The following is a 20,387-nucleotide window of genomic DNA, read 5'->3' on the forward strand; positions in this document are numbered from 1 at the left end:
CCCCGCGCGGAGGGGCCCGTTCGGAGCGGGGCGGCAGGGGGTACGTAACCGTCAGGGCACCCCGGTACGCTTCAGATATGAGTGCTGTTCCTCGATCCGAGAAGCCGGCAGGCCGGTTCCGGCGCATGCTCGACCGGCTCTCCTCGTCTCAGGAGGACCTGGAGTCCGAGGAGCTGCGTGAGGACGCCGAGACGGCCGGCTGTACGCGGATAGGCGACTGCCGCGACCGGCAGATCGTCACGGTTACTGGTACCTTGCGCACGGTCACGCTGCGGCCGCGCGCGGGGGTTCCGGCCCTGGAGGCCGAGCTGTTCGACGGCTCCGCCGCGCTCGACGTGGTGTGGCTCGGCAGGCGCTCCATCGTGGGGATAGAGCCGGGGCGCAAGCTGATCGCATCGGGCCGGATCTCGATGAGCCGGGGCCGCCGGGTGCTGTTCAATCCGAAATACGAACTGAGACCCCTCGGACGGGAGTAGCCGGTGACGTCACTCGACAAGCCGACAACCGAAGACACATCCGCGGACGACGCCCGGGCGGTGACCGAAGCCGCCCTCTTCGAGGCGTTCGGCGGGGTGCGGGGCATGGTCGAGACGGTGCTCCCCGGGCTGCTCTTCGTCAGCATCTACACGGTCAACAAGGACCTGCACATGTCGGCGATCGCGGCGCTCGCCGTGTCGCTGGTGATGGTCGTGGTCCGGCTGGCGATGAAGGACACCGCCAAGCACGCCTTCAGCGGCGTCTTCGGCGTGGCCTTCGGTGTGGTCTTCGCGATGATGACCGGCAACGCCAAGGACTTCTACCTGCCGGGCATGCTGTACACGCTGGGTCTTGCCCTGGCGTACATCGTCACGGCGATGGCGGGCGTCCCGCTGATCGGTCTGATGCTGGGCCCCGTCTTCAAGGAGAACCTCTCCTGGCGCACCCGCAACCCCGGCCGTAAGAAGGCGTACACCAAGGCGAGCTGGGCGTGGGGGCTGATCCTGCTCGGCAAGAGCGCGATCCTGTTCCCGCTGTACTGGTGGGCGGACACGACCCAGTTGGGCTGGGTCCTGATCGCGCTGAAGATTCCGCCGTTCCTGCTGGCCGTGTACCTGACGTGGGTCTTCCTGGCGAAGGCCCCGCCGCCGATCGACGTCTTCGCCGAGATGGAGGCGGAGGAACGCGCGGAGGAGGAACGCAAGGCCGCCGCCGCGCAGGAGAACGGCGAGACCACGACGGCCGGCCGTCACCGCCGCGAGTCCTAGTCCGTACGGAAGAGGGGGCGCCCGGAATTTTCCGGGCGCCCCCTCTTCTACGACTCCTTGCGGACCGAGAGCAGGTCCTCCAACTGCTCCTCGCGCGCCTGGGCGGCCACGAAGAGGAGTTCGTCGCCGGCCTCCAGAGAGTCCTCCCCGGTCGGCGTCAGGACGCGGGTGCCGCGGATGATGGTGACCAGCGAGGTGTCCTGCGGCCACTCCACGTCCCCGACCTGCGTGCCGGCCAGCGCCGACTCCTCCGGCAGGGTCAGCTCGACCAGGTTGGCGTCGCCGTGGCTGAAGCGCAGCAGCCGGACCAGGTCGCCGACGCTCACCGCCTCCTCCACCAGGGCCGACATCAGGCGTGGGGTGGAGACCGCGACGTCCACGCCCCAGGACTCGTTGAACAGCCACTCGTTCTTCGGGTTGTTCACCCGGGCGACGACGCGCGGGACGCCGTACTCGGTCTTGGCGAGCAGCGAGACGACCAGGTTGACCTTGTCGTCGCCGGTCGCGGCGATGACGACGTTGCAGCGCTGGAGCGCCGCCTCGTCCAGGGAGGTGATCTCGCAGGCGTCGGCGAGCAGCCACTCCGCCTGCGGCACGCGCTCCACCGAGATGGCGGTCGGCGCCTTGTCGATCAGCAGGACCTCGTGGCCGTTCTCCAGCAGCTCGCCCGCGATCGAGCGGCCGACGGCGCCGGCTCCGGCAATGGCGACCCTCATCAGTGACCGCCCTCCTGTTCGGGACCCTTGGCGAACGCCGCCTCGACCCGGTCGATCTCATCGGTGCGCATCATCACATGCACCAGGTCCCCCTCCTGCAGCACCGTCTGCGAGCTGGGCAGGATCGCCTCGCCGAGCCGGGTCAGGAAGGCCACGCGCACGCCGGTCTCGTCCTGCAGCCTGCTGATCCTGTGCCCCACCCAGGCCGTGGAGGTGTGCACCTCGGCGAGCTGGACCCCGCCGGTGGGGTCGCGCCACAGCGGCTCGGCGCCCGAGGGGAGCAGCCGGCGCAGCATCTGGTCGGCCGTCCAGCGCACGGTCGCCACCGTGGGGATGCCCAGGCGCTGGTAGACCTCCGCGCGGCGGGGGTCGTAGATGCGGGCGGCGACGTTCTCGATGCCGAACATCTCGCGGGCCACCCGCGCGGCGATGATGTTGGAGTTGTCGCCGCTGGAGACGGCGGCGAAGGCGCCCGCCTCCTCGATACCCGCCTCGCGCAGGGTGTCCTGGTCGAAGCCGACCCCGGTGACCCTCCGGCCCCCGAACCCGGAGCCCAGACGGCGGAAGGCGGTGGGGTCCTGGTCGATCACGGCGACCGTGTGCCCCTGTTCCTCCAGGGTCTGGGCCAGGGCGGAACCCACCCTTCCGCAGCCCATGATGACAATATGCATCGCGTCACACCGCGCTTCCTGCAGGCCGTTCGACCTTCATGACCTTCGTGCTCATGTCTCTCTTTCGGCTCGCCAGGCAAACATCGCGGCCTGAGTGCGGGCCGCCAGGCAACATCATGCCGGGGGATCGCGGTCCCGACGCCCTCCGGGGCCCGGTCGTCGCGTGCCGGGTCCGACGTATCCGCACCACCCGGGCGCGACCGGTGCCCGGAGCAAGGAGAGAGCCGGCCATGACCGCCGAGATCGACGTCCTCGTCCTGGGCGGCGCGGGCGTGGACACGATCGTGCACGTGCCCGAGCTGCCCGTACCGCTCGCCGACAGCCACATGATCCGGCCGGGCATCGTCACCCGCGCGGGACAGAGCGGCGACTTCGTCGCCCTCGGCACCAGCGCCCTCGGCCTGCGCACCCACCACCTCGACCTGATCGGCGACGACCACGAGGGCGACCTCGTCCGCGCCCTGCACCGGGACCACGGCATCGCGCTCACCGCCGTACCGCAGCCGTGCGGCACCAAGCGCGCGGTCAACCTGGTCGGCCCCGACGGCCGCAGGCTCTCCCTGTACGACGCGACCCGCGGGTCCGAGACGGACCGGCTGCCCGAGGAGACGGTGCGCGGGCTGGCCGCCGTCAGCCGGCACGCCCACGTCGTCATCACCCAGCCGTGCGCCGACGCCCTGCCCCTGCTGCGCGAGGCGGGCGTGACGATCTCGACCGACCTGCACGACTGGGACGGCGTCAACCCGTACCACGAGACGTTCGCCCTCGCCGCGGACCTCGTCTTCCTGTCCGCCGCCGCCCTGACCGACCCGGAGGCCGTCATGCGCCGGATCGCCGCGCGGGGCCGGGCCGAGGCCGTCGTCGCCACCGCGGGCGCCGAGGGCGCGTACCTGCTGGCCGACGGTGAGCTGACCCACGTCCCCGCGGCCGAGCCCCCGGCACCGGTCGTCGACTCCAACGGGGCCGGCGACGCCTTCGCGGCCGCCTTCCTGTACGGCCGGCTCAGCGGCGAAGGCGCCCTCCACTGCGCCCGGCTCGGGGCGGTGGCGGGGGCGTACGCCTGCACGGTGCCGTCGACGCGGGTGGCCGCCGTCGGACCGGAGGCCCTGCTCGCCGGAGTCGCCGGGCACGTCCCCGGGACGCTCAGCGGCGCGTGATGCTGCGCACGCTCGCCAGCGTGAGGATCCCGAGGCCGACGAGGGCGGCCGCGGCGCCGATCAGTTCTGCGGTCGGGTGCATGGGAACCTCCACGGGGCGTGGCGACTACGGCCGGACTGGTCATATAGGCATGGAACTGCCCCGACCTGCCGAATCCCCGGTCCGGTCACCCGGTGATTTCACCCGGAGAGCAGAGGCCGTATGGAAGCCGTATGGATGTGGGGTGGTGGTTGGGTCGCCCCCTGGCCGAAGGCTTACGATCCACTGCTGTGTCCAAATTGACCGACGTGCCCAAACGGATTCTGATCGGGCGCGCACTGCGCAGTGACCGACTGGGTGAAACGCTCCTGCCGAAGCGTGTCGCCCTGCCCGTCTTCGCCTCCGACCCGCTCTCCTCCGTGGCGTACGCCCCCGGCGAGGTGCTGCTGGTCCTGTCGATCGCGGGTCTGTCGGCGTACCACTTCAGCCCCTGGATCGCCGTCGCGGTCGTCGTGCTGATGTTCACCGTGGTCGCCTCCTACCGCCAGAACGTCCGCGAGTACCCGAGCGGCGGCGGCGACTACGAGGTGGCCACCACCAACCTCGGCCCCAAGGCCGGACTGACCGTCGCCAGCGCCCTGCTGGTCGACTACGTCCTCACCGTCGCCGTGTCGATCTCCTCCGGCATCGAGAACCTGGGCTCGGCGATCCCGTTCGTCGTCGAGAACAAGGTGGCCTGCGCGATCGGTGTGATCGTGCTGCTGACGCTGATGAACCTGCGGGGGGTCAGGGAGTCGGGCACGCTCTTCGCGATCCCCACGTACGTCTTCGTCGCGGGCGTCTTCACCATGATCGGGTGGGGGGCCTTCCGCGCGGTCGTGCTCGGTGACGAGATGCGGGCGCCGACCGCGGACTTCGAGATCAAACCCGAACACCCCGGACTCGCCGGCTTCGCCCTGGTCTTCCTCCTCCTGCGCGCCTTCTCCTCCGGCTGCGCCGCGCTCACCGGTGTCGAGGCGATCTCCAACGGCGTACCGGCCTTCCGCAAGCCCAAGTCGCGCAACGCCGCGACCACGCTCGCCATGATGGGCCTGCTCGCCGTCACCATGTTCTGCGGCATCATCGCGCTGGCCTCCGCCACCGACGTCCGCATGGCCGAGAACCCCGCCAAGGACCTGATCCACGACGGCGCCCCGCTCGGCGCGGACTACGTCCAGGACCCGGTGATCTCCCAGGTCGCCGAGGCCGTCTTCGGCCACGGCAGTCTCCTGTTCATGATCCTCGCCGCCGCCACCGCGCTGGTGCTGTTCCTCGCCGCGAACACCGCCTACAACGGCTTCCCGCTGCTCGGCTCGATCCTCGCCCAGGACCGCTACCTCCCCCGTCAGCTGCACACGCGCGGCGACCGGCTCGCCTTCTCCAACGGCATCGTGCTGCTCGCCGGCGCCGCCGGGCTGCTGGTGTGGATCTACGGCGCCGACTCCACGCGGCTGATCCAGCTCTACATCGTCGGCGTGTTCGTGTCCTTCACGCTCAGCCAGACCGGCATGGTCCGCCACTGGAACCGGCTGCTGGCCACCGAGCGGGACCAGGCCAAGCGCCGCCGCATGATCCGCTCCCGCGCCATCAACACCTTCGGCGCCTTCTTCACCGGCCTGGTCCTGGTCGTCGTCCTCGTCACCAAGTTCACCCACGGCGCCTGGGTCGCGCTGCTCGGCATGTGCATCTTCTACGCGACGATGACGGCGATCCGTAAGCACTACGACCGTGTCGCCGAGGAGATCGCCGCCCCCGAGACCCCGAACGACGACATGGTGCGGCCCTCCCGCGTCCACTCGGTCGTCCTGATCTCCAAGATCCACCGCCCCACGCTGCGCGCGCTCGCCTACGCCAGGCTGATGCGCTCCGACACCCTCGAGGCGCTCAGCGTCAACGTGGAACCGACCGAGACCAAGGCACTGCGCGAGGAGTGGGAACGGCGCGGCATCGACGTACCCCTCAAGGTGCTCGACTCCCCGTACCGCGAGGTCACCCGTCCGGTGATCGAGTACGTCAAGAGCCTGCGCAAGGAGTCCCCGCGCGATGTCGTCTCGGTGATCATCCCCGAGTACGTGGTCGGCCACTGGTACGAGCACGTGCTGCACAACCAGAGCGCGCTGCGGCTCAAGGGCCGGCTGCTGTTCACGCCGGGTGTGATGGTGACCTCGGTGCCGTATCAGCTGGAATCCTCCGAAGCGGCCAAGAAGCGGGCCCGGAAGCGGCAGGACTGGGCCGCCCCCGGCTCGGTGCGCCGCGGTCCGGCGGAGCGGGCGAAGGACTCCTCCTCGCACACGTAGACTGGTGGGCTGTCGTCCCGGCCCGCACGGGCCTTTCCGCTCTCGATGTTGTGGAGTCACCCCGCCATGCAGGCAGAACCGAGGAAATCACTGGTGGGGGAGGAGTACGAGGTCGAGGTCGGCCCCGTCGCCCACGGCGGCCACTGCATCGCCCGTACGTCCGAGGGCCAGGTCCTCTTCGTCCGGCACGCGCTGCCCGGTGAACGGGTCGTCGCGCGGGTCACGGAGGGCGAGGAGGGGGCCCGCTTCCTCCGCGCGGACGCGGTGCGGGTGCTGGACGCCTCCAAGGACCGCATCGACGCCCCCTGCCCCTTCGCCGGCCCCGGCCGCTGCGGCGGCTGCGACTGGCAGCACGCCAAGCCGGGCGCCCAGCGGCGCCTGAAGGGCGAGGTCGTCACCGAGCAGCTCCGGCGCCTCGCCGGGCTCACCCCGGAGGAAGCCGGCTGGGACGGCACCGTGATGCCCGCCGAGGGCGACAAGGTCCCCGCCGGCCAGGTCCCGGCGTGGCGCACGCGCGTGCAGTACGCCGTCACCGCCGACGGCCGCGCGGGACTGCGCCGGCACCGTTCGCACGAGGTCGAGCCGATCGACCACTGCATGATCGCCGCCGAGGGCGTCAGCGAGCTGGGCATCGAGAAGCGGGACTGGACGGGCATGGACTCCGTCGAGGCGATCGCCGCGACGGGCTCCCAGGACCGCCAGGTCGTCCTCACCCCCAAGCCCGGCGCCCGCCTCCCCCTGGTCGAACTCGACCGCCCGGTCTCCGTCATGCGCGTCGACGAGCGCTCGGGCCAGCTCCACCGCGTCCACGGCCGCCCCTTCGTCCGCGAACGCGCCGACGGCCGCACCCACCGCGTCGCCGGCGGCGGCTTCTGGCAGGTCCACCCGAAGGCCGCCGACACCCTCGTCACCGCCGTCATGCAGGGCCTGCTGCCCCGCAAGGGCGACATGGCCCTCGACCTCTACTGCGGCGTCGGCCTGTTCGCGGGCGCCCTGGCCGACCGGATCGGCGAGGCGGGCGCGGTGCTCGGCATCGAGTCCGGCAAGCGCGCGGTGGAGGACGCCCGCCACAACCTCGCGGACTTCCCCCGCGTCCGCATCGAACAGGGCAAGGTCGAGACGGTCCTGCCCCGCACGGGCATCACCGAGGTCGACCTGGTCGTCCTCGACCCCCCGCGCGCCGGCGCCGGCCGCAAGACGGTGGAACACCTGTCGTCCCTGGGCGCGCGTCGCATCGCGTACGTCGCCTGCGACCCGGCGGCGCTGGCACGGGACCTGGCGTACTTCCGGGACGGGGGGTACCGGGTGCGGACGCTGCGGGTGTTCGATCTGTTCCCGATGACCTCGCACGTGGAGTGTGTGGCAATTCTTGAGCCCGCAGTAAAGAGCCGCTGACCTGCTGATTCTCTGATTCCCCAGGTTGCGGGCGGATTGTGCCGACATGTTTCCGTAGGTTCACCGCGTGGAGCATGCTGTAGGTTCCCGCCACGCGTCTCACCTGCGGTTTCGCAGCAGGTGTGAGTCGAGAACGCTCGGCCTCAACTCCGTAAGGGACGGGTTCGGGAAATGTTCTTGACGCTCGTTCGACGCTGTTTCTGACGGGGCGTGAGGTGGTCGTCCTGGATCAGATGGCGCGGGTCAATCGATGTGTCGGGCTGTTGCGGAACCTTCCGTTTTCACCAACCTGCGGGGCCTCGATGACGGTGACGCGTCTGCCGTACCGAGGGCGGGCGTCACCGGTACCGACTGACCCGACTCATGGACTGGTTCCTGCTCCGGCGCGGAGACGAGGAGCGAACCGTCTTCGCCGTCGAGTCTGAGGATATCGGCCTGCATGCGCTGCACCCGGTTTTCGAACCACACTTGCCTGCGGCACGAGGTCCACCGTGTTCGCCGTCCGGTGTCAAGGTTGTCATCGCCGCGTAGTGTGGACTGTTGCTTGTCAAAGCCGTCAGTCCTTGAATTCCTCTCGCGTCCACTCTCGGGCGAAATACTCCAGCTGCTTGGTGATGAGCTCGACCGCGTCCAAGACCTCGGCGGGTGGGTATCCGTGCCGGGCGAGTAGCCGGTCACTCGTCGAGGCGTCGCGGGATCCGTGCGAACTCGCCGCTCTCGAGCGGATCGGTGGCCCCCAGGGTCGTGTTGCTGATGCCGCCGTCACGGACGATGGGCCCGCCCGAGCGCCCGAGTCGGAGGAGTCCCTGGTGGAGATCGGCGCGCATCTCGTAGTGGATGCGGCAAGATCCCGGAGGTGTCGGGCCGTGAAGGCGATGAGCCGACCAGGGCGCATCCGGCCTGCTTCGGGTCCGAGGCCCCCGGACGACTCGGTTGACCATCGAATCATCTGCAACTAGGTTGGTGGCAGTTTGTCGGCGGCGGCAGGAGTCGGAGATGGCGGGGCTCAGCAGTAGGAGCGCGGTCGCGATCCACGCGCTTGCGATGCTGGCGCACCGGCGTGGAGGCTCGTTGACTTCCGCGGAGATCGCGGACAGCCTGGAAAGCAATCCGGTTCTCGTGCGGCGCATTCTCGGCCGCTTGCGAGACGCTCATCTGGTGCGGTCCACCGAGGGGCGGGGAGGTGGCTGGTCCCTTGCTCGCACCCCGCGGGACATCACGCTCTATGACGCGTACGCCGCCGTGGAGGGGGAGCAGGTCTTCTCGAGGCACCCTCATCCGCCCAGCGGGGCGTGCGTGGTCGGCCGCAACATCGGCGATCTGCTTGACGTCGAGTTCCAGAACGCAGAGCGAGCTCTGGAGGAGCGGCTCGGCCGGACGACGATCGCCGCCCTGCTGCAACAGATACTGGCCTCCGACGGCGAAGCGAAGGACCGCTGATTCAGCGGTGACGCACACATGTCCCACGTCACGACGCACGCCCAAACTGTAACTCGTTTGGTTTCAGTTTGTTCCGGGGCGCGGTACTCCAGGGTCTCCCGGCTCCCGGTGTCAGCCCGCACGGTCCATCTACGCGAACCCGAACCTGAGCACCTGCTCAGAACGTGCCAGGAGTGAGAGCGATGAACCAGGAAGACGAAGCGATCGCGAGCGCCGAGGCTCGCGGTCCTGTGACCTACGACCTCGTGATCAGTCGCGCACGTGTCTTCGACGGCCGCCAGGTGCTCACCGGTCTGTATGACGTCGCCGTCGACGGCGCACGGATCGCTTCCGTATCGGCCGAGCCGCTCAGGGGCGGACAGGAGGTGGATGCGGCCGGAGGATGGGTCATGCCGGGACTGATCGACACTCATGTCCACTTCTACGACGTGCGCGCGGTCTCCGATCCCGATTCGATGCGGGCCTTCGAGGAGAACGAGCTTCCTGAACGGCTCGGGCTGTTCCTCGACCACGGGATCACCACCATCAAGTCGGTGGGTGATCCGACGGACGGAATCCTGGACACACGGGCCAGAATCGCCGCAGGCACGCTGCGGGGCCCGCGCCTGCTGGCGACCGGTTGCGGCATCACCGGACGCGACGGGCACCCCGCCGCCACTGTCTTCCGCGACAACCCCTGGGCGCGCGAACGCTTCACGGGAGAGGCCGGCAGCGTGCAGGAGATCCGCGACCTGGTGCACCACCTGGCTGACCACAAGGTGGACGCGATCAAACTCCTGTCAGAGGGCGCGTGCGCACACTCCGGCGGGCCGAGATACCTCTGGCAGAACCCCGCCTTTCCGGATGGTGTCGCGTTGGAACGGCTTCCCCCAGATCTCCTTCGGGCGGGCATCGAGGCCGGGCATGAGCGGGGCCTTCGGGTTACCGTCCACACCACCCAGCAAGCCGCGGCACGCGAGGCGATCGAGGCCGGGGCGGACGGCCTGGAGCACGGTGTCACCGTCGAGCCCCTCACCGACCACTCGCTCATCGACCTGATGCTCGAACGCGGCATCACCTACACACCCACGCTCTGGATCGACGACGCCCACCCGGACGCCCGCGACAATCTCCGGAAGGTCGCTGAGGCCGGCGTGCACATCGCGCTGGGCAGTGACACCTTCAGCGGTCGGGGCCTGTTCGGAGCCAACACCCTGGAAGAGGCCGAACTCATGAGGGCGGCCGGGATGACGCCCACCCAGGTACTGGCCGCAGGCACCAGCGGTGCGTCGAGGCAGTGTGTCCGCCCCGACCTCGGCACGGTGACCCCCGGCAAGCGCGCCGACCTGCTCGTGCTGAACGCCGATCCCACCACGGACATCCGCAACGTACGCGACCTCCGCATGGTGATCCTGAACGGCGAACTCGCCGTCGACAAACGCTAGAAGACTCATGAAGATCTTGGGTTCTGGCCCTGCCGCGTCAGCGGCAGGGCCAGACTCGTTGTGTGGCGATGGGTGAGTGGGTCGGTGAGACGGTCGGGCCGGATGTGTGGCAGACCTGCCGGGAGCTGATCCCTGCCGGGAGTGTGTTCGCGTTCCTGGCCCAGCACCGCGGCGAGCTGTTCCCGGCGGAGATGTTCGCGGACATGTATCCCTCGGCGAACGGACGGCCGAGCATGCCGCCACAGATCCTGGCCGCCGCGGTCACCTTGCAGGCCCTGCACGGGCTGTCGGACTTCGAGACGGTCCAGGAACTGCGGTGCGACCTGCGGGTGGAAGGCGCCCTGCTGCGTTGACGCACCCCGCCCCGGGACTGCGCGAGTGCCGATGGAACACGCGCGGGATGCTCCTATGCTTGTCAAGCGGCAGGAGCGAGATCGGTTTGAGTGATTCGTTCCGTTGGTGTGGTGGTCAGGGCGCGGTAGACCTCGCGGGCGACGAATCGCTTGCGGCAGCGCATGATGTCTTCTTGTTTCAGCCCTTCCTCGGTGCGTCGTTCGACGTAGGCGCGGGTGCGTTCGTCGAAGCGCATGCGTTCGGGGTTGTCCCCGGCCGAGGCCAGGAGCTGACCGGCGGTCTCGGGGCCGACGCCGAACAGGTTCAGCAGTGCCGGGGCCGCCTGCTTCACCAGCGGGACGATCTCCGCGTTGAGCTCGGTGATCTCCTCGTCCAGGGCCTGGTGGCGGCGGACGAGCCGCCGCAGGGCGGCCCGGGCCGCGGCGAGTGGGCGGGACAGGTCCACGCCGGGCCGCAGCCGGGCCAGGGTCCGTAGCAACGCGGCCCGGTCCAGACCGGTGGTCTGCTCCCGCAGCATTGCCGGGGCGGAGACGAGCAGGCCACGAATCTGGTTCATGGCCTGGGTCACGAACGCTCGTCCGGCCGAGTGCGTGGTGACACCCGGCGGGCCGACAAATCCCCAACAGGACAGTCGAGACGTCAGTCGGCCGAGGGGTCAGACCCACCGGGAGTGTCACCACGTCGCATCCTCACTGCAGCCGACTTGGCTCGACCCGCCCCGGCGCTGATCCACTTCTCGCACTTCATGAGTGGTGCGGCAGGCGAAGTGTGAAAGTCGAGCCGACGTTCGGCGTGCTGGCCGCGGTCACCGTTCCCTGGTGTGCTTCGGCCAGGCGGCGCACGATGGCCAGTCCGAGGCCGCTGCCGCCACTTTGTCTGCTGCGGGACTTCTCCGCGCGCCAGAACCGGTCGAAGATGTGCGGCAACTCGTCGGCCGAGATCCCGGTCCCGGTGTCCGCCACGTCGATCACGACGGTGTCGAGGTCGACGTGGGCACTCAGAGTGACCGACCCGCCCGCGGGTGTGTAGCGGATCGCATTTGACACGAGGTTGCCGATCATCTGGCGTATCCGTACGGGATCAGCGATGACGGGGACGCGTCCTGTGTCCACGACCGTGATGGTCACGCCTGCTGCCGTCGCCGTGGCCCGGTTGGCCACGGCGACGGCAGCCAGCAGCTCCATGAGCTCGACGGGCGCCGGAACCAGACGGAGCTCGCCGGCCTCGGCCGCGGAAAGGTCCCGAAGGTCGTCGACAATGTGCTGGAGCTGGAGTGCTTGTCCCAGCAGGCTGGTCACCAGATCGGCGTCGGGCTGTGCGATGCCGTCCTCCACCGCCTCCAGCCAGCCCCGGATGTTGCTCACCGGGGTGCGCAGTTCATGAGCGATGTCGTTGGTCATGTCCCGGCGTGCTGATTCCAGCTGTTCGCGGCGTTGCGACATCGCGTTGAAGGCGGCCGACAGTTTCGCGATCTCATCGCCTCCCCGGACCAGCACGCTCGGGGACGCCTCCCCGCCCTCCATGCGCATGGCCGCATTGGTGAGCGTCCTGAGCGGCTTCACCAGGCGGATGCCGGTCAGCGTGGTCACGGTGACCGTCATCACCAGCACGGCGGCGGCCCAGCCTGCGATGCGGAGCCGGTTCGCGGAGGAGAGGTCGAAGAACGTCGTCGCCGTACGTCCGGGACTGCTGACGTACAGCAGCGCGGCGGGTGCCACATACGGTGCCAACTGCTGGCTGCGGCTGGTCGTCAGACACGACAGGACTGTCGAGGCCGGGGGCGCGTGACGGGTCCGGGGTTCCCAACTGCCGTCAATCGCGAGCCTCACCCCGTCCACCTCCCGACGGGCCAGGCACGCGTTGACGAGGCTCGTGAGTCCCTCCAGGGCCTTCTCTTCCGACGGTGTCGGATCAGTGAACCCGGGGGAGCAGCGCTGCTCACCGAGGGTGGGTGTACCGCCGGGGTTCGTCACCACCACCTTCGGGCGTCCGGCGGGCGACATCTGAACGTGGGCCTGGGTGCCGTAGAACTCGCGCAGGCACAGGACCACTCGCTTCGCAGTGCGCGTCAGCCTTTCGCTGTCTTCCTCGGACAGCTTGAACGGTCCCACTGCCCGGGGGTCGATCCGCTCCGTGCCTGACCGGCCGTCGTCCGTGTTCTTGTTCAACTCGGGGTCGACGGCCAGGGGGTCGATGACCGCGGATGCCTGCTGCGGAGGCTGGAAGGGGCGATTCCGGTCGGCGTTCGAGTCCGCCAGGAGGTGCCCGTCTTCACCGAGCAGAACGATGCGGTGACCGGCGGACTGTGCCAGGTGGTCGACGGTCGGCTGGACGCCGTTCCAACTCGGGTGCGTCGCGGCGTATCCCAGGAGGGTGTCGTAGATCCGGGCGTCGTCGGCCAGTGCTTGCCCTCGCTCGCGGCTGAGTACGACAGCGGTGGTCTGCAGGACCACCCATGCGGTGGCGGTGATCGAGCAGACCGACACGAGTGCCGACACCGCCAGCAGGCGCAGCAGCAGACTGCGCCGCAGCGGCACGGCCGAGATCCGGACCCTTCTTCCCTTGCGGAACCTATCCATACGGGTGCGCCTGCTGGTCGTGCGGAGTGTCCGTGAGCTTGTAGCCCACTCCGTACACGGTCACCAGAGGCATGACGTCCTGCGGGCCCGGTCGAACGTCCTTGATCTTGCGGCGCAGATTCATGACGTGGACATCGACCGTCCTGAGGGTGATGAAGGGGTCGGAGCCGTGCAGACGCTCAAGGATCTGGGTCCGGGACAGCACCTGACCCGCGTGCTCGACGAGCATGTCGAGGAGGCGGAATTCTCCCGGCGTGCAGCGGATCACACGGCCGTACGCCCACACTTCGTGACGGACACGGTCGACGGTGACCGGCCCGGCCCGCAGGACGGCGTTGCGTGCTTCCCGGTCGGCCTCGGCGTCCGGGCCTCTGTCGCTGCGGCGCAGCAGCGACCGGATGCGCGCCATGAGTTCGCGGGGGCTGAACGGTTTCGTCATGTAGTCGTCCGCGCCCAGATCCAGACCGAGCAGTAGATCGTCCTCGGACGACCTGGCCGTGAGCATGAGCACGGGAAGGTTCGCGAGACGGGGCTCCGCACGTATGACACGACACACGTCCAGTCCGTCGACCCGGGGCATCATCACGTCGAGGACCAGCAGATCCGGGCGTCGGCCGCGCAATAGGTCAAGGGCGGAGCGGCCGTCGTGAACCAGGGTCACCTCGTGGCCCTCGTGCTCCAGGTAGCGACGGACCAGTTCGGCCTGATCGGCGTCGTCTTCGGCCACCATCACATGTGCACGCATGGCGTCAGTTTAGGAACGACAACGGCAGTGTTCTGCCCGTGCCGTGGGAAGCAGACCGCATCGCCATGAGTTCCTGACAATCACCTGACAATGCTGGTGAACGCTGATCGGCATGAACAGGCATGCACAGCACTCGCCGATACTCCGCGGCCCCGTCGACGCCCCGGAGCACCCCCGTAATCCGCCAGTGCGCCGCCCGCGGCTGCGCGCTCTCGCCGCCGGTCTGGCCGTGGTCGCCGGAATGTCGCTCGCCGCATGCGGCAGCGGTGAGGACGCCGAGGCCGGCTCCGGCAAGAGCGTGGACACCTTGGCGTCCGGCTCACCGACGGGCAAGGAGCCGGCGTCGAAGGACGAGGCCCAGGACTCGGCCGTCGACGCCAAGCGCCCTCAGCTGCGCCTGGACACCTCCGAGGAGGAGAAGCAGCGGCTCACGGACGCCTACAACGCATGCCTGCAGGCGCACGGCGTACCGATGAACACCAAGCGGGCGGCCCTCGCGGGCGCCAAGCAGGCAGCCCCGGAGCAGGGCAGGGCGGACGCCCCCAAGTACCGTCCCGCCTACGAGGCCTGCCTGGTCAAGCTGCCGCTTCAGCCTCCCGAGACCACGCCCGAGGGCAACCCGCACTTCGCGGACGACTTCCGCGCGTACGTCAAGTGCCTCCAGCGCAAGGGCATGAAGATCCACCTCGTCGCCGACACGAGTGTCAGCGCCGACGGCCTGAGCTGGACCTATGACAAGGACACCACGGGCACCCTGCCGGAATCCGGAGTCCCCGAGGCTGAGCAGTCGTGTTCGCTGGAGGCGTTCGGTGACAAGTAGCGGCTCGCCCCGTGGTAACTCGGCCCGAAAACGGCCGCGTAGGGCTTTCCGCACCGTGCGCAAGGGGACAGTGGCAGTGGCGGTCCTCGTGGTGGCCGCGGGCGGGGTCTACGGGGCGAGAGCGCTGTCGGACCACGGTGAGCGCCGGCAACCCGGCCCCGCGGCAGCTCCGTCCGCTCAGACCACCCGGGTGAAGCGCGCCGACCTGTCCGACTCCCGGACGCTGCCGGGAGTTCTGGGCTTCGGGGGGCAGGTCACGGTGAAGGGGTCCGGGAAGGGCGTCATCAGCCGGCTGCCCGCCCCGGGCTCGGTCGTCTCACGGGGGAAGCCCCTGTACTGGGTGAACGACGAGCCGGTCACGGCGTTCTTCGGCGACACTCCCTTCTTCCGTGAGCTGGACAAGGCGGGGACGACCGGGCGGGACGTGACCGTTCTCGTCGAGAACCTGGAAGCCCTGGGCTATGACATCGGCCCTCGGCCGCAGCGGTCCGCGGCATCGCGCGAGGGCAGCGAGGCGGGCGAGGCCGGCACCGAACTGACCACCGGAGTGTTGGCAGCGCTCAAGCGCTGGCAGCACGACACCGGCCAGGAGGCCACCGGGACTCTGGCCCCGGACCGGGCCGTGGTCCTGTCCGGCCCCTCACGCGTCGACGCCGTCAAGGCGCAGTTGGGTGACCCGGCCACCGAAGAAGTCCTCACCCTCACCTCGCAGGACAAGACGGTCACGGTGGAGGCCGACGCGGGCAGTGCCGGGTCCATGCACCAAGGCGACGCGGTCTCCATCATCCTTCCCGACACCAAGAGTGTTCCTGGCACGGTCGGGTCCATCGGTACCACCGTGCAGGGCGGCGACGCCGCCGAAGCGGGTGCCGGCACCGACACGACGCCCACCCTGGAGGTGAGGGTCCAGCCGTCGGACGCCGACGATGTCGCCAAGCTCGACGCGGCGTCCGTACAGGTCGTCTTCACGGCCCGGACCAGGGAGAACGTCTTGGTGGTCCCCGTAGGCGCCCTCCTCGCCCTGAGCGAAGGCGGTTACGCGCTGCAGCGTCCCGGCGGGAAGCTGGTCGGGGTCACGACCGGCCTCTTCGCCAAGGGGCTCGTGGAGGTCAGCGGAGCCGGCATCGAGGAAGGCGACGTGGTGGTGACGGCATCATGACAAGCCCGCCGGGAACGGGCTCGGCCGTGCTCACCGTGCGAAACGTCAGCAAGGTGTACGCGGGAGGGGTCACCGCCCTCGATGACGTATCCCTGACCATCCGGGCGGGCGAGCTGCTGGCCATCGTCGGCCGTTCGGGGTCCGGAAAATCCACCTTGCTGAACATCATGGGCACCCTCGACAGACCGTCGGGCGGCACGGTGTGGATCGGCGACCAGGACGCCGCACAGCTGTCCGACCGGACACTGTCCGCGCTGCGTGGACGTTGGCTGGGCTTCGTATTCCAGCACTTCCACCTCACGGACGGCCTCACCGCCGAGGAGAACGTCGCCACCGGACTGCTCTACTCGGGCGTGCCCCGCCGCCGTCGGCAGCCGATGGCCGTCACCGCCCTGGACCGTGTCGGTCTCGCCCATCGCACACGCCACTTGCCGCACCAACTCTCGGGAGGCGAACGCCAGCGAGTGGCCATCGCCCGAGCACTGGTCAACGAACCGGCGCTGGTACTCGCCGACGAGCCGACCGGCGCTCTCGACACTGCGAACGGACAGTCCGTGCTCCATCTGCTGACCCAGCTGAACAGCGAAGGCACCACCATCGCCGTCATCACCCATGACCGGGACATCGCAGCGCGCCTGCCACGCAGGATCGAGATGTGTGACGGGCGCGTCGTCACCGACTCACACCCTGAGGCGTCTCTGACCCCCGGGGGCGACGCGTGACCTGTGGGACAACTCGCCATCGGGACGACCCGGATCAGAGGAAGGCCCGGGGGCGCCACGTCCCGAACCCCTCCGCCGCCGACGAGCGCGGCGATCCGGCCCGACCTGTGCGACTGGCACCGTCGGACATCCTGCGTCTCGGCCTTCTCGGCATCCGCGTTCGCCCCATGAGGGCGGCGCTTTCCGCCCTCGGTATTTCGATCGGCACCCTCACCCTCGTCCTCGTCACCGGGATTCCGGCGTCGAGCCACGGTGCGCTCGACCGGCAGCTCGCGGCGCTGGGCACGAACCTGCTCCGAGCGCAGCCGCAGCCCAACCAGAAGCCCCCGGTGCTGTTGCCGCGGGAAGCGGCGGCAATGGCCGCCAGGATCGGGCCGGTGAGCCGCACGAGTGCCGTGGCCAACACGCATGCGATCGTCCGGCGCTCCGACCGGACAGACCCCAACGACGGACTCGGGCTCAACGTTCTCGCCGGCCAGGACGACCTGCTTCCCGCCGTGAACGGCCGGGTGAGGTCGGGCCGTTTCCTGAACCCCTCCACCAACCGGCTACCCACCGCCGTGCTCGGCCACCAAGCCGCTGCCCGGCTGGGAATCCCTCGCATCGTCCCGGGGCAGGAGGCCCCCCAAGTCGTCATCGATCAGACGTGGTTCACGGTCATCGGCGTCCTCGATCCGATCCCTCTCGCCGAGGACCTCGACCGCTCCGTACTGGTGGGCTGGCAGGCGGCGGAGCAGGAGCTCGGCTTCGACGGACACCCCACGGTCATCTATGTGCGAGCCGACGAGGACGCCATGGAAGCTGTGGCCGACGTCCTTCCCGCCACCGTGTACCCGAAGCTCCCCGGGCTGGTGCAGGTGAGCCGGCCATCGGATGCCTTGGCCGCCAAACGCGCCGTGAACAGCACGTTCTCGGTGCTCTTCCTGGGACTGGCGGGGGTGGCCCTGCTGGTCGGCGGTATCGGAGTCGCCAACACCATGTACATCTCCGTGCTCGAACGACGCAGCGAGATCGGCCTCCGGCGTGCGCTGGGCGCCAACCGGGGACAGATCCGAGGCCAGTTCATGACCGAGTCCCTGGTGCTCTCCCTGCTCGGTGGAGTATCAGGAACGGTGATCGGCGTTCTCGCCACCGTCGCCTACGTGACGTACCAGGGCTGGCCACCGGTGATCCCGCTGTCCGCCATCGCCATGGGCACGGGCGGAGCGATGGCCATCGGCGTCCTTGCAGGGATGTACCCGTCCGTGCGCGCTGCCCGCCTGGCACCGACCGAGGCGCTGAGCACGGGGTGATCCCGCTCTCCGGTGTCGGGAGCCGCCGGTTGCGACGTGAGCCGACCGATGGGCGTCCTCCTCCATCACGGCAGTCGGCGAGAGGGAGCAAGAGACGGTGGACGCGGTCTACCAGCGGGCCGTGCTCAGTCTTCCCCAGGGCTGAAGGTCTACGCCCCCGGGAGAAACGGCTGGGTCGTCATGACGCTCGTTTGACGCTCTGGGGGGCCGTGCGCAGGACAGCGAGCCGAGAAGAAGGCTTTGACCTGGCCTTTCCCGAGACTTGCTCAGGCCGACATCTTTCCGATGACGCATCACGTGGAGTGCGTAGCCGTTCTTGAGCCCGCGGCAAAGAGCGCCTGACCTTCTGTTCTCCTGATTCCCCAGGTATCGGGCCGGTGTGACGCGCCTGAAATCGCAGGCTCGGGTCTTCATCTGGTTCTTGGTGGATGGCGGAGCGACCTTGGTGAGATGGTCGGCGAGGGACGTGAGGGTCTCGTCGGCGGTCCAGGAGAGCCAGCCGGGGTGAGGCGGACATGGAAATCGGCGGCACCGGCTGCGAGCGGTCCAGCGCCTGAATCCGGCTCTTCTCGTCCAGGCACGACACCACGGCCTTCTCCGGCGGGTTGTGGTACGGGCCGACGACGTCGACGATCTTCGCGACGACCACGTCCTCGACCTGGTCGAGCGGGACGGACGGCGGCCGGACCGTCCGGCCGCCGCTTGACGGACCGGGCCCGTCGGCGGTTCACCGACTGCTCGCTCACACCGAGTTCGGCCGCCACCTGCTTGTTCGTCCCGCCCTCCGCGCACCGCAGCACGATCCTCGCGCGCAGAGCCGGCTCGCGCCGCACGAGGACCGAGCCGCTGAAGCCGTCGGACGTCGCGCGGCGGCCACGCGGATACCGGTGGTGAGTCTCCTCGGACACCTTGAGCGAGGCGAGCGCAAGCACCCGGCCGTCCTCCGGGGACAGCGACCGGTGGTGAAGCGCTGCGCGAGCCGCGTCCCGGTCCGGACGGAAGCCGGAGCGAGCTGCCGGTCCGGAGAAGCGGAAATGATCGTTCCTTCGCGGTCGCCGCCGGTGTGCCGGGTTCCGTGACGCAAAGGAGCCGGAAACGGTCCCGGACATTCACGGTGAATACATGGGAAAGGGATGCGGGGCCCACGCGTGATCGCGGGCGGCACGGCAGCCTGCGGGGATTCCATTCCCCGACCTGCCCCGGCGATTAAGCCCCCGTTGTCCCCGAGCGTGCTCAAGGGTCTTGGCGACAATACACGACCCCTCTCGGCGTGCCAGACGATTTCTTGCCATCTTTCACAGCCGTACGGGCGGTTAGCCGTATCGAAAACCGCAGGTGGTAGGTGCTGTTCTTGATCGATCGCCGTCCGGCCGGAGGGAAACTTCTTGACACTCGTTAAGTGATCAAGGTAGCGTCGCCGATGTTCCGTCGTCGTTGGATTGTAGAACTGCTGGACGGGCGTATCGGGGGATACTTCAGTAGAGAGATCCCTTTTCGCGCGACCATCAGTGGCGCCTGTCCTGTGCGCGCTTTCATGGGGGAATTCAATTGACTGACTCATCCGTGCTGACACGTCTGCCGTTCGACAAACGTATCGACGAGTTCTTCAGCTGTCCGGTCGGCGGGCGCGCGACCGAGGCGGTCGGCGAGGGCCGGGAGTCAGAGGTCCGGGAAGTCCTCCGGCACGGGAAAGCGGTACGGGTTCCGGGTGACCACCGGACCTTCTCCGATGACGTGAACCACTTCGTCCCCGAGGACCAGCGCCGGCCCGCACGCGCGGCCCGAGGCGACTTCGTCGGGATCGACCCGCCGGACCACACCCGGCCGCGCGGGCTCGTCGGCCAGGCCTTCTCGCCACGGGTCACAGCGGCGCTGGAGCCCCGCATCGAGCAGCTCGCCGAGCAGCTCCATGGCGACGTCGTCGAGGAGCGCGGCCACGCGGCCCCCCTCGACCCGGTCGGCGAGCACCTGGTCCACCACATCCGCGAGCGGCGCGCCCGGCCCCAGGACGACCTCACGAGCCGGCTCGCGACGACGGAGGCCGACGGCCGGTCCCTGGACGGCGAGGACCCGGCCGCGCGGGACGCGGAACTCGGCGGACGCGCCGTTCCAGCCGGTTCCCTGGTCTGTGCCCGGCCGGCCTCGGCGCATCGTGACCCGCTGCGTCACGAAGACCCCGATCATTTTGACATCCACCGTCCCCGTGACGTCGCCTCGCATTCGGCAGGGGAATCCACTACTGCCTGGGTGTGCCACTGTCCCGGCTCGGGTCTCGTATCGCCGTGGAGATTTCCCGCGACGATTCCGCCGAATTCCATGAATCCATCGGAGTGCTGGGCCCCGTAAGGCTTCC

Annotated in this window: 18 protein-coding genes and 3 pseudogenes; 12 read left to right on the top strand and 9 right to left on the bottom strand. The window is 69.2% G+C overall.

The window, feature by feature from the left end:
• Positions 1 to 77: 77 nt before the first annotated feature.
• Together ACZ62B_RS18310 and ACZ62B_RS18315 are read left to right on the top strand one after the other, a co-directional pair.
• Complete coding sequence (locus tag ACZ62B_RS18310) at positions 78 to 476, top strand: OB-fold nucleic acid binding domain-containing protein (RefSeq protein ID WP_073930701.1); 399 nt, start codon at positions 78 to 80, stop codon at positions 474 to 476.
• Positions 477 to 479: 3 nt separating this feature from the next.
• Positions 480 to 1,244 (top strand): DUF3159 domain-containing protein, encoded by a 765-nt coding sequence (locus tag ACZ62B_RS18315; RefSeq protein WP_344556710.1) that lies wholly within the window; start codon positions 480 to 482, stop codon positions 1,242 to 1,244.
• 47 nt (positions 1,245 to 1,291) lie between these two features.
• Here the strand turns inward: ACZ62B_RS18315 and ACZ62B_RS18320 are convergent, their stop codons facing one another.
• Positions 1,292 to 1,960: a potassium channel family protein gene (locus tag ACZ62B_RS18320; RefSeq protein ID WP_344556712.1), complete on the bottom strand. Its 669-nt coding sequence runs from the start codon at positions 1,958 to 1,960 to the stop codon at positions 1,292 to 1,294.
• Positions 1,960 to 2,631 carry a potassium channel family protein gene (locus ACZ62B_RS18325; protein ID WP_073930703.1) on the bottom strand — a complete coding sequence of 224 codons (672 nt, stop codon included), beginning with the start codon at positions 2,629 to 2,631 and terminating at the stop codon, positions 1,960 to 1,962. Before ACZ62B_RS18325 ends, ACZ62B_RS18320 begins: the two co-directional genes overlap by 1 nt.
• Before the next feature lie 230 nt (positions 2,632 to 2,861).
• Here ACZ62B_RS18325 and ACZ62B_RS18330 point away from each other — a divergent pair, with 230 nt between their 5' ends.
• The 3 genes from ACZ62B_RS18330 to ACZ62B_RS18340 all read left to right on the top strand — a co-directional run bounded on the left by ACZ62B_RS18330 (position 2,862) and on the right by ACZ62B_RS18340 (position 7,499).
• A complete protein-coding gene (locus ACZ62B_RS18330; RefSeq protein ID WP_469691091.1) occupies positions 2,862 to 3,788 on the top strand; it encodes an adenosine kinase in 927 nt (308 codons plus the stop codon).
• Between the two features lie 270 nt (positions 3,789 to 4,058).
• Positions 4,059 to 6,104, top strand: a complete 2,046-nt coding sequence (locus ACZ62B_RS18335; RefSeq protein WP_469691093.1) for an APC family permease — start codon at positions 4,059 to 4,061, stop codon at positions 6,102 to 6,104.
• Between the two features lie 66 nt (positions 6,105 to 6,170).
• Positions 6,171 to 7,499, top strand: coding sequence for a class I SAM-dependent RNA methyltransferase (locus ACZ62B_RS18340; protein ID WP_469691095.1), 1,329 nt, complete (start codon positions 6,171 to 6,173; stop codon positions 7,497 to 7,499).
• A 674-nt stretch (positions 7,500 to 8,173) separates the two neighbouring features.
• Here the strand turns inward: ACZ62B_RS18340 and ACZ62B_RS18345 are convergent.
• Entirely contained in the window at positions 8,174 to 8,326 is a 153-nt protein-coding gene (locus ACZ62B_RS18345) for a hypothetical protein (protein WP_468880852.1), read from the bottom strand.
• A 169-nt stretch (positions 8,327 to 8,495) separates the two neighbouring features.
• Between ACZ62B_RS18345 and ACZ62B_RS18350 the strand changes: the two genes are divergently transcribed.
• From ACZ62B_RS18350 to ACZ62B_RS18360, 3 genes and pseudogenes are all read left to right on the top strand, one after another.
• Complete coding sequence (locus tag ACZ62B_RS18350) at positions 8,496 to 8,939, top strand: Rrf2 family transcriptional regulator (RefSeq protein ID WP_115744660.1); 444 nt, start codon at positions 8,496 to 8,498, stop codon at positions 8,937 to 8,939.
• A 182-nt stretch (positions 8,940 to 9,121) separates the two neighbouring features.
• Positions 9,122 to 10,363 (top strand): amidohydrolase family protein, encoded by a 1,242-nt coding sequence (locus ACZ62B_RS18355; protein ID WP_468886690.1) that lies wholly within the window; start codon positions 9,122 to 9,124, stop codon positions 10,361 to 10,363.
• A 68-nt stretch (positions 10,364 to 10,431) separates the two neighbouring features.
• Positions 10,432 to 10,708 (top strand): annotated as a pseudogene (locus ACZ62B_RS18360) (transposase); the annotation flags it as partial.
• 70 nt (positions 10,709 to 10,778) lie between these two features.
• Here the strand turns inward: ACZ62B_RS18360 and ACZ62B_RS18365 are convergent.
• The 3 genes from ACZ62B_RS18365 to ACZ62B_RS18375 all read right to left on the bottom strand — a co-directional run bounded on the left by ACZ62B_RS18365 (position 10,779) and on the right by ACZ62B_RS18375 (position 14,041).
• A complete protein-coding gene (locus tag ACZ62B_RS18365; RefSeq protein WP_469691098.1) occupies positions 10,779 to 11,273 on the bottom strand; it encodes a hypothetical protein in 495 nt (164 codons plus the stop codon).
• Positions 11,274 to 11,460: 187 nt separating this feature from the next.
• Positions 11,461 to 13,296 (bottom strand): sensor histidine kinase, encoded by a 1,836-nt coding sequence (locus ACZ62B_RS18370; RefSeq protein WP_469691100.1) that lies wholly within the window; start codon positions 13,294 to 13,296, stop codon positions 11,461 to 11,463.
• The gene (locus ACZ62B_RS18375; RefSeq protein ID WP_468886686.1) at positions 13,289 to 14,041 is read right to left on the bottom strand and encodes a response regulator transcription factor; all 753 of its coding nucleotides are present in this window, start codon (positions 14,039 to 14,041) and stop codon (positions 13,289 to 13,291) included. Before ACZ62B_RS18375 ends, ACZ62B_RS18370 begins: the two co-directional genes overlap by 8 nt.
• Before the next feature lie 112 nt (positions 14,042 to 14,153).
• On the opposite strand from ACZ62B_RS18375, the gene ACZ62B_RS18380 reads away from it, so the two are divergent.
• The 4 genes from ACZ62B_RS18380 (at position 14,154) to ACZ62B_RS18395 (ending at position 18,034) form a co-directional block, all read left to right on the top strand.
• Entirely contained in the window at positions 14,154 to 14,861 is a 708-nt protein-coding gene (locus ACZ62B_RS18380) for a hypothetical protein (protein ID WP_468880837.1), read from the top strand.
• Positions 14,862 to 14,931: 70 nt separating this feature from the next.
• Complete coding sequence (locus ACZ62B_RS18385) at positions 14,932 to 16,020, top strand: efflux RND transporter periplasmic adaptor subunit (RefSeq protein WP_468880834.1); 1,089 nt, start codon at positions 14,932 to 14,934, stop codon at positions 16,018 to 16,020.
• Positions 16,017 to 16,742 (top strand): ABC transporter ATP-binding protein, encoded by a 726-nt coding sequence (locus ACZ62B_RS18390; RefSeq protein ID WP_469691102.1) that lies wholly within the window; start codon positions 16,017 to 16,019, stop codon positions 16,740 to 16,742. Before ACZ62B_RS18385 ends, ACZ62B_RS18390 begins: the two co-directional genes overlap by 4 nt.
• Positions 16,743 to 16,909: 167 nt before the next feature.
• Positions 16,910 to 18,034, top strand: a complete 1,125-nt coding sequence (locus ACZ62B_RS18395) for an ABC transporter permease (protein ID WP_469691104.1) — start codon at positions 16,910 to 16,912, stop codon at positions 18,032 to 18,034.
• Positions 18,035 to 18,554: 520 nt separating this feature from the next.
• Here ACZ62B_RS18395 and ACZ62B_RS18400 read toward each other — a convergent pair.
• The 3 genes and pseudogenes from ACZ62B_RS18400 to ACZ62B_RS18410 all read right to left on the bottom strand — a co-directional run.
• A pseudogene (locus ACZ62B_RS18400) lies at positions 18,555 to 18,674 on the bottom strand (IS630 family transposase); the annotation flags it as partial.
• A gap of 58 nt (positions 18,675 to 18,732) precedes the next feature.
• Positions 18,733 to 19,143 (bottom strand): annotated as a pseudogene (locus ACZ62B_RS18405) (helix-turn-helix domain-containing protein); the annotation flags it as partial.
• 550 nt (positions 19,144 to 19,693) lie between these two features.
• A complete protein-coding gene (locus ACZ62B_RS18410) occupies positions 19,694 to 20,218 on the bottom strand; it encodes a hypothetical protein (RefSeq protein WP_469691107.1) in 525 nt (174 codons plus the stop codon).
• Between the last annotated feature and the right edge of the window lie 169 nt (positions 20,219 to 20,387).

Source organism: Streptomyces sp. NPDC053426, from assembly GCF_055585405.1.

Coding starts and splice junctions, on each gene's coding strand:
- ACZ62B_RS18380 (WP_468880837.1), top strand. CDS start 14,154: ATGAACAGGCATGCACAGCACTCGCCGATACTCCGCGGCCCCGTCGAC.
- ACZ62B_RS18310 (WP_073930701.1), top strand. CDS start 78: ATGAGTGCTGTTCCTCGATCCGAGAAGCCGGCAGGCCGGTTCCGGCGC.
- ACZ62B_RS18355 (WP_468886690.1), top strand. CDS start 9,122: ATGAACCAGGAAGACGAAGCGATCGCGAGCGCCGAGGCTCGCGGTCCT.
- ACZ62B_RS18365 (WP_469691098.1), bottom strand. CDS start 11,273: ATGAACCAGATTCGTGGCCTGCTCGTCTCCGCCCCGGCAATGCTGCGG.
- ACZ62B_RS18320 (WP_344556712.1), bottom strand. CDS start 1,960: ATGAGGGTCGCCATTGCCGGAGCCGGCGCCGTCGGCCGCTCGATCGCG.
- ACZ62B_RS18370 (WP_469691100.1), bottom strand. CDS start 13,296: ATGGATAGGTTCCGCAAGGGAAGAAGGGTCCGGATCTCGGCCGTGCCG.
- ACZ62B_RS18410 (WP_469691107.1), bottom strand. CDS start 20,218: ATGATCGGGGTCTTCGTGACGCAGCGGGTCACGATGCGCCGAGGCCGG.
- ACZ62B_RS18375 (WP_468886686.1), bottom strand. CDS start 14,041: ATGCGTGCACATGTGATGGTGGCCGAAGACGACGCCGATCAGGCCGAA.
- ACZ62B_RS18325 (WP_073930703.1), bottom strand. CDS start 2,631: ATGCATATTGTCATCATGGGCTGCGGAAGGGTGGGTTCCGCCCTGGCC.
- ACZ62B_RS18340 (WP_469691095.1), top strand. CDS start 6,171: ATGCAGGCAGAACCGAGGAAATCACTGGTGGGGGAGGAGTACGAGGTC.
- ACZ62B_RS18390 (WP_469691102.1), top strand. CDS start 16,017: ATGACAAGCCCGCCGGGAACGGGCTCGGCCGTGCTCACCGTGCGAAAC.
- ACZ62B_RS18330 (WP_469691091.1), top strand. CDS start 2,862: ATGACCGCCGAGATCGACGTCCTCGTCCTGGGCGGCGCGGGCGTGGAC.
- ACZ62B_RS18345 (WP_468880852.1), bottom strand. CDS start 8,326: ATGCGCGCCGATCTCCACCAGGGACTCCTCCGACTCGGGCGCTCGGGC.
- ACZ62B_RS18350 (WP_115744660.1), top strand. CDS start 8,496: ATGGCGGGGCTCAGCAGTAGGAGCGCGGTCGCGATCCACGCGCTTGCG.
- ACZ62B_RS18395 (WP_469691104.1), top strand. CDS start 16,910: ATGAGGGCGGCGCTTTCCGCCCTCGGTATTTCGATCGGCACCCTCACC.